Source organism: Streptomyces sp. NRRL F-6676 (genome assembly GCF_000725625.1).
GTDB lineage: Bacteria > Actinomycetota > Actinomycetes > Streptomycetales > Streptomycetaceae > Streptomyces.
In genome coordinates, this window is record NZ_JOHS01000049.1 from 35,161 (window position 1) to 47,827 (window position 12,667).

The window sequence follows — 12,667 nt, forward strand, 5'->3', positions numbered from 1 at the left end:
CGAGCCTATGGGGTGTGGGCGATTTGTGCCGGTTGGGGGCCGCCGAGCGGGCGGGGCCCACGCGCGCGGGCGCTACCAGGTGGGCGGGCTCGCTATCGCGCGGGCCAGGACGTCGTCCAGGAGCCGGGCGGTGGAGGGGATGTCCAGGTGAGAGTTGTCGATGATCGGCAGGCCCGAGCCGTACCAGCCCGCCATGCGGCCGTGGATGCGGGCGACCTCCTCGTCGGTGAGACGGCGGTTGCCCGAGCGCTCGGCGTTGCGCTCCAGGACGATCTCCAGGCCGGGCAGCAGTACGACCGGCAGCAGGCCCGGGCCCACGTGCCGCTTCCAGCCGCCGAGGCCGACGACCGGGCGGTCGGGGAAGACGGCGTCGTCCAGGATGCAGGAGATGCCGTTGGCCAGGAAGTTGCGCGCGGCGAAGCCGCAGGTGCGGCGGGCGAGGCGGTACTGGGCCTCGGAGTTGTCGTTCCAGCCGGACTGGGGGTCGGCGAAGCCGGAGCGCACCCATTCGCGCACGTCGTCGAGGCTGATGTGCGCGGTGGGGACGCGGCGGCGGTCCGCCCAGTATTTGGCGACGCTGGTCTTGCCGGCGCCGGCGGGGCCGATCAGCAGCACGGCGAGCGTGGTGGCCGTGGCGTCGGGCGCGCCCGCGGCGGGCGGGACGTGCGGGATGCCGACGGGGCCGCCGGGCGGGAGCGTCATGTGCCCGGTGGTGTCCGGGCGGGGCGGCCGGCCGGCGGGCGGTGCGGGCGGCGGCTGCGGCCCCGAGCGCGCGGGCGGGCCCGCGGGGGCGGGCGGACCGGTGGGTACGGGGGGTGCCGGTGGCGCGGGGGGTGCGGGTGCGGTGGCGCGGGGGGTGCGGGTGGGCCCGCCGGGGCGGGGGTGTGGTGCGGGGGCGCCGGGTGCGTGGGCAGGTGCGTGGACGGGCCGCCGGGGGGCGGCACCGGTCCGCCGGCGAAGCCGGGCGGTGTCGCCGGGGCGGGGCCCGGGCGGCCCTGGGGGTGGTGCCCTGCCGACGACCACACGGTCGCCGGCGGCTGCCCCGGCTGAGGGGGCGGCGGCAGCGGAGCTCCCACTGCGTGCTGCATCCGGTGCCACTCCGTCTCGTACAGGCTGTCGGCGCTGGCCGCGGGGGTCCGACGGCCCGCTGCCCACCGAACGGTACCGTCCTTGGCCGTTCTTGTGTGAACGGCCGGGGGATGAGGGGCTCCGCCCCGGGGTGCGTGTGTGGGGCTCTGCCCCCGGGGTGTGTGAGGGGCTCTGCCCCCAGGGTGCGTGTGCGGCTCCGCCCCCGGGTGCGTAAGGGGCTCCGCCCCCGGGCCGGTTCCGGGGCTGCCGCCCCCGCCCCCGAGGGGGCTCCGCCCCCTGGACCCCCGGGGATGACCCGGGGATGCCCCCTGGCAGACCCCCGGAGATGACCCGGGGGGTGCCCCCTGGCGGACCCCCGGGAGATAACCGGGCGGACGCCCCCTTGGCGGACCCCCGGCGGACCCCCGGTGGACCCCCGGAGATGACCCGGGGATGCCCCCCGGCGGACCCCGGGAGATAACCAGGCGGGCGCCCCCTTGGCGGAGACCCGCTGGACCCCCTGGAGAGGACCGGGGGCGGCCCCCCGGGAGACGACCGGGGAGGCGCCCCCTGGTGGGCCCCCGGGGGGGCGCCCCCTGGTAGGCCCCCGGGGGGGCGCCCCCTGGTAGGCCCCCGGGAGGGGTGCCCCCTGGTAGGCCCCCGGGAGGGGTGCCCCCCTGGTGGGCCCCGGGAGATGACCCGAGGAGGCGCCCCCTGAGCCCCCGCGTGCCCCGCGCTACTCGCCGACCTCGCCGTACGCCGCCAGAAGCACCGCCGGGTCCGGGCCCTCCAGGACCGTCGGTTTGGCCAGGCCGTCCAGGACGATGAAGCGGAGGAGGTCGCCGCGGGACTTCTTGTCGACCTTCATGTTCTCCAGCAGGCGCGGCCACTGGTCGTGGCGGTAGTGGAGCGGGAGGCCCACGGCCTCCAGGATCGTGCGGTGGCGGTCGGCCGTGGCGTCGTCCAGGCGGCCCGCCAGCCGGCCGAGCTCCGCGGCGAAGTGCATGCCGACGGCGACGGCCGCGCCGTGCCGCCACTTGTAGCGCTCGTTCTTCTCGATGGCGTGCCCGAGCGTGTGCCCGTAGTTGAGGATCTCGCGCAGCCCGGCCTCCTTCAGGTCGGCGGAGACGACCTCGGCCTTGACCCGGATGGAGCGCTCGATCAGCTCGGCGGTGTGCGGTCCGTCCGGCGTACGGGCCGCCTGCGGGTCCTCCTCGATGAGGTCGAGGATGGCCGGGTCGGCGATGAACCCGGCCTTGATGACCTCGGCGAGCCCGGAGACGTAGTCGTTGACCGGCAGCGAGTCCAGCGCCGCCAGGTCGCACAGCACGCCCGCGGGCGGGTGGAACGCGCCCACCAGGTTCTTGCCCTCGGCGGTGTTGATGCCGGTCTTGCCGCCGACCGCCGCGTCCACCATGGCGAGCACGGTGGTGGGGACGGCGATCCAGCGCACCCCGCGCAGCCAGGTCGCGGCGACGAAGCCGGCCAGATCGGTGGTGGCGCCGCCACCGACGCCGACGATCACGTCGGTCCGGGTGAACCCGGACTGCCCGAGCGCCTTCCAGCAGTAGGCCGCGACCTCGGCCGTCTTGGCCTCCTCCGCGTTCGGCACCTGGATGGCGATCGCCTCGTACCCCTGGTCGGCCAGGTCGGCGCGGAGCGCCTCGCCGGTCTCGGCCAGCGCCTCGGGGTGCACGACCGCGACCCGCTTGGCCCTCGGCCCGATCAGCGCGCCCAGCTCCCCCAGGAGCTGACGTCCCACCAGGACCTCGTACGGCTCGCTGCCCGCGGTGCCGCCGATCTCGATCCGTGTCACCGACTCGCTCATGCCTCTGTCCGTTCCATCGCGTCCAGGACGGCCTGCGCGACCTCTTCCGGGCCGCGTCCGTCCGTGGCCACCACCGCCGTGGCGACCTCTTCGTACAGGTGCCGCCGGGCCTCCATCAGCTCGCGCCACTGCTTGCGCGGGTTGAGGGCCAGCAGCGGCCGGGCCGCGTTCAGACCCGTGCGCCGGACGGCCTCCTCGACGTCCATCGTGAGGTAGACGACCCGGTGCCCGGCGAGCAGCGCGCGGGTGTCCGGGTCCAGGACCGCGCCGCCGCCGAGCGCCAGGACGCCGTCGTGCTCGGCGAGCGCCCGCCGCACGGCGTCCTTCTCCAGGGCGCGGAAGACCGCCTCGCCCTCGTCGACGAAGATCTCGGAGATGGTGCGGCCCTGCGCGGCGACGATGTCGGCGTCGGTGTCCCGGTGGGTCACGCCGAGCCGCTCGGCGAGCAGCTCGCCCACGGTGGACTTGCCCACGCCCATCGGGCCGACCAGGACGACGACCGGTACGACGCTCACCGGATCGCCAGGTTCTCGAGGTAGGAGGTGACGTTGCGGCGGGTTTCCGGCACGCTGTCGCCGCCGAACTTCTCCGCGACCGCGTCGGCCAGGACCAGCGCGACCATGGCCTCCGCCACGATCCCGGCCGCCGGCACCGCGCACACGTCCGAGCGCTGGTGGTGGGCCTGCGCCTGTTCGCCGGTGGCCACGTCCACCGTCCTCAGCGCCCTCGGCACCGTCGCGATGGGCTTCATCGCCGCCCGCACCCGCAGCAGCTCGCCCGTGGTGAGGCCGCCCTCGGTGCCGCCGGAGCGCCCGGAGGAGCGCCGGATGCCCTCGTCGGTGGCGAGGATCTCGTCGTGCGCCTGCGAGCCGGGCACGCGCGCCAGTTCGAAGCCGTCGCCGACCTCGACGCCCTTGATGGCCTGGATGCCCATCAGCGCGGCGGCGAGCCGGGCGTCCAGCCGCCGGTCCCAGTGCACATGCGAGCCGAGGCCCACCGGCACGCCGTATGCGAGCACCTCGACGACGCCGCCGAGGGTGTCGCCGTCCTTGTGGGCCTGGTCGATCCGGTCGACCATCGCCGCGGAGGCGTCCGCGTCCAGGCAGCGCACCGGGTCCGCGTCCAGCCGCTCCACGTCCGCCGGCGTCGGGTACACGCCGTAGGGCGCCTTCGCCTCCGCCAGCTCCACGACGTGGGAGACGACCTCGATGCCGGCGGTCTCCTTCAGGTACGACCGGGCCACCGCGCCGAGGGCCACCCGGGCGGCGGTCTCCCGGGCGGAGGCCCGCTCCAGGACGGGCCGCGCCTCGTCGAAGCCGTACTTCTGCATGCCGGCCAGGTCCGCGTGGCCGGGGCGGGGGCGGGTCAGCGGGGCGTTGCGGGCCAGCCCGGCGAGGATCTCGGCGTCGACCGGGTCGGCCGCCATGACCTGCTCCCACTTCGGCCACTCGGTGTTGCCGACCATGACCGCGACCGGGGAGCCCAGCGTCAGCCCGTGCCGCACCCCGCCGAGGAAGGTGACCTCGTCGCGTTCGAACTTCATCCGGGCGCCGCGCCCGTAGCCGAGCCGTCGCCTCGCCAGGTGGTCGGCCACCATGTCGGTGGTGATCGGCACGCCGGCGGGAAGGCCCTCCAGCGTCGCGACAAGTGCGGGACCGTGGGACTCACCCGCGGTCAGCCAACGCAGCCTGCTCAACGAAGCTCCTCAGTGCTCGCGCCCCGACACTGCCCCCCGTACGCGCGTCCTCGCGTACGGCGACGGCGTGACCGGGTGCGCGATGCCGGCCCGCCGTCCCGAATCCTCCCACGTCCCCCGGAGGGAACCGGCGGTCGGTCCACACAGCGGGACGGCGAAGGCGTGGTTCCGGCGGTGCTCAGCGCGCCGCCAGGGCGTGCTCTCCCGCCTTCCGCATGGCCTCCAGCGGCGCGGACGGCACCCCGGTCATCTGTTCGACCTGGAGGACGGCCTGGTGCACGAGCAGGTCGAGCCCGCCGACGACGGCACCGCCGTACGCCGACCAGCGCGCCGCGAGTGCGGTGGGCCAGGGGTCGTAGAGGACGTCGAAGAGGGTGGCGGGCCGTTCGGGCACGGCGCCGGCCAGCGCGTCGGTGGCGCCGGCGGGGGTGGTGGCGATCACCAGGGGCGCGCCGAGCGCCTCCTCGGCGTGCGCCCAGTCACGGGTGCGGACCGGCACGTCGAGGCGTTCGCCCCACTGCCGCATCTCGGCGGCGCGGGCCTCGCTGCGCACATAGGCGACGACCTCGCCGGTGCAGACGCGGGCCAGGGCGGCGAGCGCGGAGGAGGCGGTGGCGCCCGCGCCGAGGATCGCGGCGGAGTCCACCTGTGCGATGCCGCGTTCGCGCAGCGCGGCGACCATGCCGGGGATGTCGGTGTTGTCGCCGCGCCGGCGGCCGTCCGCGGTGAACACCACGGTGTTGACGGCCTCGACCGAGGCCGCCGTCTCGCTGATCTCGTCGACCAGCGGGATGACGGCCCGCTTGAGCGGCATGGTGAGCGACAGGCCCGCCCACTCGGCGCCGAGCTCCTCGAAGAACCCCGGCAGCCCCGCCTCGTCCACGTCGAACCGGTCGTACGACCAGCCGCTGAGCCCCAGCTCCGCATAGGCGGCACGGTGCAGCACCGGGGAGAGGGAGTGGGCGATCGGGGAGCCGAGCACGGCGGCCCGGCGGCTGCTGTCGGTGCCGGTCATGGGGCGGTCATTGTCCGTTCTGCTGGCCGTCGAGGTACTTCTGGCGGTTCCGGTTCTGCTCCTCGTTGGTCTCCGCGAAGAGCGTCTTGTCCTCGCTGACCGAGACGAAGTAGTACCAGTCGCCCTCGGCCGGGTTGAGCGCGGCCTTGATCGCGACCTCGCCGGGGTTGTCGATCGGCCCGGGCGGCAGGCCCTTGATCTTGTACGTGTTGTACGGGTCGTCCAGCTGGCGCAGCTGGTTGACGGAACCGGTGGCGAGCTTGGACTCGCCGCGCAGGTAGTTGACCGTGGAGTCGAAGTCGAGCAGTCCGTAGGTCTCGGTGTTGTCCTTCTTGAGCCGGTTGTAGACGACTCGGGCGACCTTCTCGAAGTCGTCCTTGTTCTTGCCCTCCGCCTGCACGAGGCTCGCCACGGTGAGGACCTGGAGCGGACTGTCCAGGCCCAGGCTCTTGGCCTTCGCCTCCAGGCCGAACCCGGCGTACTCCTTCTTGGCCTGGTTGACCATGTCGGCGAGCACGTCCTCGGGCTTCATGCCCTTGGAGACGGCGTAGCTGGAGGGGTAGAGGAACCCTTCCAGCGGATCCTTGATGTCGTCGTCGGTATTGGCCCAGCTGGGCAGGCCGAGCTTCGACCACTTCTTCTCGGCGACGCCCTTGGTGGTGCCCTTGTCCAGGCCGAGCTTCTTGTCGAGGTCGGCGTAGACCGCCGTGTTGCGCTCGCCCTCGAAGACGACCAGGTTGTTGCGGCTCTTCGGGTCGAGCATCAGGGCGACCGCGCTGGCCGCGGACATCTTCTTGTGCAGCGTGTAGGCGCCCGCCTGGATGGTGTTCCCGTTGGGGTTGTTGGCCTGGGCGGCGACGAAGGCGTCCACGCTCTTGACGACGCCGGCCTTCTTCAGGAGCTGCCCGATGGCGGCGCCGTTGGTGCCCTTGTCGACGGTCACCGTCACGTTCTCGCCGGTGCCGTTGCCGGCGTAGTCGGGGGCCGTGCCGTAACGGTTCTGATAGAACTGGTAACCGACATAGCCGACACCGCCGAGGCCGCCGCCGAAGACGAGGACGACCACCAGACAGGCGCAGCCGTTGCGGCGTTTCCTGCCCTTGTCCTTGCCGCCCTTGCCGCCTTTTTCGGCGGTGCGCCCCTTGCCGCCGCGGCGGCCGTCGGGGGCGTCCCGGTCCTCCGGGTCGTCGGAGTCGCCGGCGGGGTCGTCGTCCTGCGGGCCGCTCGGGTCGCCCGCGAAGAAGGGGTGTTCCTCCTCCTCGGGCGGGCCCGGGTCCCAGTCCTGGTGCGTCCCGGGGTCGGCGGCGGTCTGCGCGGCGTAGGGGTCGCCCTGACCGGCGGCGTACGGCAGGTGCGGCTGGGCCCCGGCCGGCGCCTGCGGCTGCTGGGGCGCGCCGGGGTGCGGCTGCTGCGCGCCGCCGTCCCAGCCGCCGTCGCCCTGGCCCTGCCCGTACTGCCGCTGAACGTGACCGGCGTACTGCTGACCGTCCTGCTGGGGGTAGCCGCCGCCCTGCACGTCCTGGTACACGTGTCCGTACTGGTCGTGACCCTGGTACGGCTGACCGTGCTGGCCGTGCTGCTCCGGGTACTGCTGGTAGGGCTGCTGTCCCTGGTCGTAGCCGGGCTGCTGCTGCGCCTGGCTCCAGTCGCCGTAACCCTGCTGCTGCGGCTGCTGATGGCCGCCGTAGGGGGACTGGCCGTCGGGGGCCTGCTGTCCTCCCCATCCGCCGTCCCCGTACAACGGGTCCTCGGGATGCCACGGTTCGGAGCCCGGGCTCCGGCCATACTCAGTCATCGATCCCCTAGAGCCGCGAGGCCTCCGTAGCGCCGTGCCCCCTGGCCCGGCTTTCGTCCCGCCTCTTGCTGTGCGGTGGCTGTTCGAACCCCATCCGCATCGCGCGGAACGTTACCGTATCGCGATCAGATGACCACTTCGACGCCCTCGCCGGGAGAGGTACCTGACACCCGTTCGGATTCGAGCGCCTGCTGAAGGATGATCACAGCGGCTGCCTGGTCGATCACGGAGCGGCCCTTCTTGGACTTCACCCCGGAGGCGCGCAGTCCCTGGCTCGCCGTGACGGTCGTCATCCGTTCGTCCACCAGGCGTACCGGCACGGGCGCGATCAGCCGTGCCAGTTCCTGGGCGAAGCCGCGCACCTTGGCCGCCGCTGGGCCCTCGCCCCCCTTGAGGGAGCGCGGCAGCCCGACGACGACCTCGATCGGCTCGTACTCCTCGGTGAGCTGCTTCAGCCTGCGGTGCGCGGAGGGGACGTCGCGCCCCGGGACCGTCTCCACCGGGGTGGCGAGGATCCCGTCGGGGTCGCAGGAGGCGACCCCGATCCGGGCGTCCCCGACGTCGATCGCGAGGCGGCGTCCCCGGCGCACTACTGGGCCGTCTCGGTGACGAGGCGTTCGACGGCGGCCACGGCCTCACCGACGGCGGCCGGGTTCTGGCCGCCGCCCTGGGCGACGTCCGGCTTGCCGCCACCGCCGCCACCGAGGGTCTTGGCGGCGGTGCGCACCAGGTCACCGGCCTTCAGACCGCGCTCGCGGGCGGCCTCGTTGGTGGCGATGACCGTGAGCGGCCTGCCGTTGTTCACGGCGAACAGGGCGACCACGACGGCCCGGCCGCCCTGGATGCGGCCGCGCACGTCGAGGACCAGCTTGCGCAGGTCGTCGGCGGAGGTGCCGTCCGGGACCTGCCCGGTGACCACGGCGATCCCGCGCACGTCCTTGGCGGACTCGGCGAGGCCGGCGGCGGCCTGGAGCACCTTCTCGGCGCGGAACTTCTCGATCTCCTTCTCGGCGTCCTTCAGCCGCGCGAGCATGCCGGCGATCTTCTCGGGCAGCTCCTCGGAGCGGCCCTTGACCAGCTCGGTCAGCTGGTTGACGACCGTGTGCTCACGGGCCAGGAAGTTGTACGCGTCGACGCCGACCAGGGCCTCGATCCGGCGCACACCCGAGCCGATGGACGACTCGCCGAGCAGCTTGACCAGGCCGAGCTGGGCGGTGTTGTGGACATGGGTGCCGCCGCACAGCTCCTTGGAGAAGTCGCCGATGGTCACCACGCGCACGCGCTCGCCGTACTTCTCGCCGAACTCGGCGATGGCGCCCTGCTTCTTGGCCTCGTCGATACCCATGACGTCGGCGCGGACGTCGAGGTCGCGGGCGAGCACCTCGTTGATCTTCTGCTCGACGTCGGTCATCACGGCCGTCGGGACGGCGGACGGGGAGCCGAAGTCGAAGCGGAAACGGCCGGGCTGGTTCTCGGAACCGGCCTGGGCGGCCGTCGGGCCGAGGGCGTCGCGCAGCGCCTGGTGGGTGAGGTGGGTGGCCGAGTGGGCGCGGGCGATGGCCTTGCGGCGGCGGTCGTCGATCGAGGCCTGGGCCTTGGCGCCGACGGTGACCTCGCCGACCTGGACGACGCCCTTGTGGACGTAGACGCCCGGGACCGGCTTCTGGCAGTCACGGATCTCGATGACGGCGCCGGAGTCGGCCCGGATCCGGCCGGTGTCGCCGATCTGGCCGCCGCCCTCGGCGTAGAACGGGGTGCGGTCGAGGACGATCTCGACCTCGTCGCCCTCGGTGGCGGCCGGGGAGGAGACGCCGTCGACGAGGATGCCGACGACGGTGGACTCGCCCTCGGTGTCGGTGTAGCCGATGAAGTCGGTGGCACCGGCGGCGTCGGCGATCTCCCGGTAGGCACCCAGGTCGACGTGGCCGGTCTTCTTGGCCAGGGCGTCGGCCTTGGCGCGCTCCCGCTGCTCCTTCATCAGACGGCGGAAGCCGTCCTCGTCCACGGACAGCCCCTGCTCGGCGGCCATCTCCAGGGTGAGGTCGATGGGGAAGCCCCAGGTGTCGTGGAGGAGGAACGCCTTGTCGCCGGCGAGCACCGTGGAGCCGGCGGCCTTGGTCTCGGAGACGGCGGTGTCGAGCACGTTGGTGCCGGCGTTGAGGGTCTTGAGGAAGCGGGCCTCCTCCGCGAGGGCGACCTTCTCGATGCGCTCGCGGTCGGTGATCAGCTCCGGGTACTGCTGCCCCATCATCTCGATCACGGTGTCGATGAGGTCCTTGACGACCGGGCCGGTGGCCCCCAGGAGGCGCATGTTGCGGATGGCGCGGCGCATGATGCGGCGCAGCACGTAGCCGCGGCCCTCGTTGCCCGGGGTGACGCCGTCGCCGATCAGCATCACGGAGGTGCGCATGTGGTCGGTGACCACGCGCAGCGAGACGTCCGAGTCGTGGGCGTCGCCGTAGGCGACACCGGTCAGCCGGGTGGCCTTGTCGATGACGGCCATGGAGGTGTCGATCTCGTACAGGTTCCGCACGCCCTGGAGGATCATGGCGAGGCGTTCGAGACCGAGACCGGTGTCGATGTTCTTGCTCGGCAGGTCGCCGAGGATCTCGAAGTCCTCCTTGCCGATGCCCTGGCCCCGCTCGTACTGCATGAAGACGAGGTTCCAGATCTCCACGTACCGCTCGTCGTTGACGGCGGGGCCGCCCTCGACGCCGAACTCGGGGCCGCGGTCGTAGTTGATCTCGGAGCAGGGGCCGCAGGGGCCGGGGACGCCCATGGACCAGAAGTTGTCCTTCTTGCCCAGGCGCTGGATCCGCTCGGCGGGGACACCGACGATGTCGCGCCAGATGCGCTCGGCCTCGTCGTCCTCCTCGTAGACGGTGATCCAGAGCTTCTCGGGCTCCAGGCCGTAGCCGCCCTTGTCCTGGGGGGTGGTGAGCAGCTCCCAGGCGAGCTTGGCGGCGCCCTCCTTGAAGTAGTCGCCGAAGGAGAAGTTGCCGCACATCTGGAAGAACGTGCCGTGCCGGGTGGTCTTGCCGACCTCTTCGATGTCCGGCGTGCGCACGCACTTCTGGACGCTGGTGGCGCGGTCGAACGGCGGCTTGACCTCGCCCAGGAAGTAGGGCTTGAAGGGCACCATGCCGGCGGGGACGAGGAGCAGAGTCGGGTCGTCCGCGATGAGCGACGCCGAAGGGACGACGGTGTGCCCGCGCTCCTCGAAGAAGCTCAGCCAGCGGCGGCGGATCTCGGCCGACTCCATCAGTGGTCCTCATTCCGGTTGTACGAGTGGTACGTCGGCCTCTCGACGTACCGCGGTGTGTCGTGGTTCTCGATGGCGGAGTACCGCCGGGGCGCGGGGAGTTCACGGTCGGGGACGGGGGCGTTGATGCCCAGCGCGTCGCCCAGTTCCGCCTCCCGGCGGGCCATGTTGTCGCGGACGTCGAGCGCGAAGCCGACCGCCCGGTGCTTGATCCGGTGGCCGGTCTCCAGCGCCTTGGTGGCCGCGGTGGCGGCGAGGCTCTCGGGGGTGAGCTGCCTCAGCTTGCGGTTGACCTTGGTGGTGGCCCAGACGCCTGCGGCGACGCCGGTGCCGAACCAGAACGTACGGCGGAACATGGCTGGGTCAGTTCCCCTTTTCGCGGTGGGCGCGGTCGGCGGCCCGCTGTGCGCGCCTGCCCCGGCGGGCGGCCGGGACGGTACGGCCGACGATCACTTCGCTCCGGGGCTCCGCGGCGGACGGCTGCGCGTCGCGGCGGCCGGTGAGGGCGCGGCGTACGCCGTAGCCGAACGCGGCGACCTTGACCAGGGGGCCGCCGAAGGTGGAGGCGACGGTGGTGGAGAGCGCCGAGGCGTTCGACGTGACTTCCTGGACGTCGGTGGCGATGGCGTCGACCCGGTCGATCTGCGTCTGCGCCGAGCGCACGGCGGCGGAGGCGTCGTTCAGCAGCGGGACGGCCTGTTCGGTCACGTCCGCGACGAGCTTGGTGGTCGCCCGGAGCGTCTGGGCCAGCCTCGCCAGTGCCACGGCGAGGAAGGAGACCAGGATCGCCCAGAACACGGCCACCAGGATCCCGGCCACCTCTCCACCGGACACCTGCGCGCACCCGCTCCCTGAAAACGTGCCTGCACTTCGAAACCATCGGAAAAATCAAAAAAGCAGTGCCCCCGAGCCTATCGCGCCCGGGGTGCCCTTCCGTACCGCATTACCGGCGCCTGCCGCCGGAAACCCCGAGGCCCGGCGGCAGGCGCCGGGAACGGCCGGGGCCCGCCGCTCCGGCCACGAGGGCGGGGCGACGGGCCCGGGCACACGGTGTGTGCCGCGTCCGCTGAGGAGTGATCAGCGGGCGTAGTACTCGACGACGAGCTGCTCGTCGCAGATCACCGGGATCTCCTTGCGGTTCGGCTCACGGTCCAGGCGGAACGCCAGGGCCTTGAGGTTCACCTGGAGGTAGCGCGGGGTCTCGCCCTCGGGGGCGAAGCCGCCCTCACGGGCGATGGAGAAGAGGGTCTTCTCACGGCTGCGCTCACGGACCATGACGACGTCGTCCGGCTTGACGCGGAAGGACGGCTTGTCGACCTTCTGGCCGTTGACCTCGATGTGGCCGTGGACGACCATCTGGCGGGCCTGGTAGATCGTGCGGGCGATGCCCGAGCGCAGGACCAGCGCGTCGAGACGGCGCTCGAGCTCGATGACCAGGGCCTCACCGGTCTTGCCCTGCGTCTTGGCGGCACGCTCGTAGGCGCGGACGAGCTGACGCTCGGACACGTCGTACTGCGCGCGCAGACGCTGCTTCTCGAGCAGCCGGACCTTGTAGTCCGAGTTCTGCTTGCGGCCGCGGCCGTGCTCGCCCGGCGGGTAGGGACGGGCCTCGAAGTACTTGACGGCCTTCGGGGTCAGCGCGATGCCGAGGGCACGCGACTTCTTGACCTTGGGGCGGGACTGGTTCGCCACTTCTTCTTCTCTTCTCTTCGCTTACGGCTTCACCAGGGTTACGGGAGGTCGCATCCGCAGCCGGGGAAACCCGCCGGGTCCGGTCAACCGGACCTGCCGGGCAGCCGCTCCCCTGATCTGGGCACATACGTGCAGCACGCGAGTGGCCCACCGACCGGTGCCCCGCCGGATCCGTACGGACCGCGGGGGTGGTGGTGGGCTGCCCGCGACACCTTCGACGGTGCGCGACGCTCCTGGATCCTCCTACGCCCTGCGGCGAAGAGGTTCCGGCTGCTTGTCCCGCTCTGGTGGCGTCGACCGGGGCCGACACG

10 protein-coding genes and 1 pseudogene are annotated in these 12,667 nt (G+C 72.7%); all 11 read right to left on the reverse strand.

Features of this window, described 5'->3' with window-relative positions; genetic code table 11:
• Positions 1-72: 72 nt before the first annotated feature.
• Positions 73-1,088, reverse strand: a pseudogene (locus IO29_RS40095) (AAA family ATPase).
• A 716-nt stretch (positions 1,089-1,804) separates the two neighbouring features.
• Positions 1,805-2,896: a 3-dehydroquinate synthase gene (aroB, locus tag IO29_RS25040; protein WP_030381742.1), complete on the reverse strand. Its 1,092-nt coding sequence runs from the start codon at positions 2,894-2,896 to the stop codon at positions 1,805-1,807.
• Complete coding sequence (locus IO29_RS25045; RefSeq protein WP_106969947.1) at positions 2,893-3,375, reverse strand: shikimate kinase; 483 nt, start codon at positions 3,373-3,375, stop codon at positions 2,893-2,895. Before IO29_RS25045 ends, aroB begins: the two co-directional genes overlap by 4 nt.
• A 32-nt stretch (positions 3,376-3,407) precedes the next feature.
• Positions 3,408-4,592, reverse strand: a complete 1,185-nt coding sequence (gene aroC, locus IO29_RS25050) for a chorismate synthase (RefSeq protein ID WP_030381744.1) — start codon at positions 4,590-4,592, stop codon at positions 3,408-3,410.
• Between the two features lie 178 nt (positions 4,593-4,770).
• Entirely contained in the window at positions 4,771-5,607 is an 837-nt protein-coding gene (locus tag IO29_RS25055) for a shikimate dehydrogenase (protein WP_030381745.1), read from the reverse strand.
• Positions 5,608-5,614: 7 nt separating this feature from the next.
• Positions 5,615-7,402 carry an endolytic transglycosylase MltG gene (gene mltG, locus IO29_RS25060; protein ID WP_030381746.1) on the reverse strand — a complete coding sequence of 596 codons (1,788 nt, stop codon included), beginning with the start codon at positions 7,400-7,402 and terminating at the stop codon, positions 5,615-5,617.
• Between the two features lie 125 nt (positions 7,403-7,527).
• Entirely contained in the window at positions 7,528-7,992 is a 465-nt protein-coding gene (ruvX, locus tag IO29_RS25065; protein WP_030381747.1) for a Holliday junction resolvase RuvX, read from the reverse strand.
• The gene (gene alaS, locus IO29_RS25070; RefSeq protein WP_030381748.1) at positions 7,992-10,664 is read right to left on the reverse strand and encodes an alanine--tRNA ligase; all 2,673 of its coding nucleotides are present in this window, start codon (positions 10,662-10,664) and stop codon (positions 7,992-7,994) included. The genes ruvX and alaS overlap by 1 nt, the downstream gene beginning before the upstream one ends.
• Positions 10,664-11,020, reverse strand: a complete 357-nt coding sequence (locus IO29_RS25075; protein ID WP_030381749.1) for a hypothetical protein — start codon at positions 11,018-11,020, stop codon at positions 10,664-10,666. The genes alaS and IO29_RS25075 overlap by 1 nt, the downstream gene beginning before the upstream one ends.
• Before the next feature lie 7 nt (positions 11,021-11,027).
• The gene (locus IO29_RS25080; RefSeq protein WP_030381750.1) at positions 11,028-11,498 is read right to left on the reverse strand and encodes a DUF948 domain-containing protein; all 471 of its coding nucleotides are present in this window, start codon (positions 11,496-11,498) and stop codon (positions 11,028-11,030) included.
• Between the two features lie 243 nt (positions 11,499-11,741).
• A complete protein-coding gene (gene rpsD, locus IO29_RS25085; protein ID WP_030381751.1) occupies positions 11,742-12,356 on the reverse strand; it encodes a 30S ribosomal protein S4 in 615 nt (204 codons plus the stop codon).
• Positions 12,357-12,667: the final 311 nt, after the last annotated feature.

Bases quoted from the DNA above. Each gene is read 5' to 3' on its own strand.
- aroB (WP_030381742.1), bottom strand. From the start codon at position 2,896: ATGAGCGAGTCGGTGACACGGATCGAGATCGGCGGCACCGCGGGCAGC.
- IO29_RS25045 (WP_106969947.1), bottom strand. From the start codon at position 3,375: ATGGGCGTGGGCAAGTCCACCGTGGGCGAGCTGCTCGCCGAGCGGCTC.
- IO29_RS25055 (WP_030381745.1), bottom strand. From the start codon at position 5,607: ATGACCGGCACCGACAGCAGCCGCCGGGCCGCCGTGCTCGGCTCCCCG.
- mltG (WP_030381746.1), bottom strand. From the start codon at position 7,402: ATGACTGAGTATGGCCGGAGCCCGGGCTCCGAACCGTGGCATCCCGAG.
- alaS (WP_030381748.1), bottom strand. From the start codon at position 10,664: ATGGAGTCGGCCGAGATCCGCCGCCGCTGGCTGAGCTTCTTCGAGGAG.
- IO29_RS25075 (WP_030381749.1), bottom strand. From the start codon at position 11,020: ATGTTCCGCCGTACGTTCTGGTTCGGCACCGGCGTCGCCGCAGGCGTC.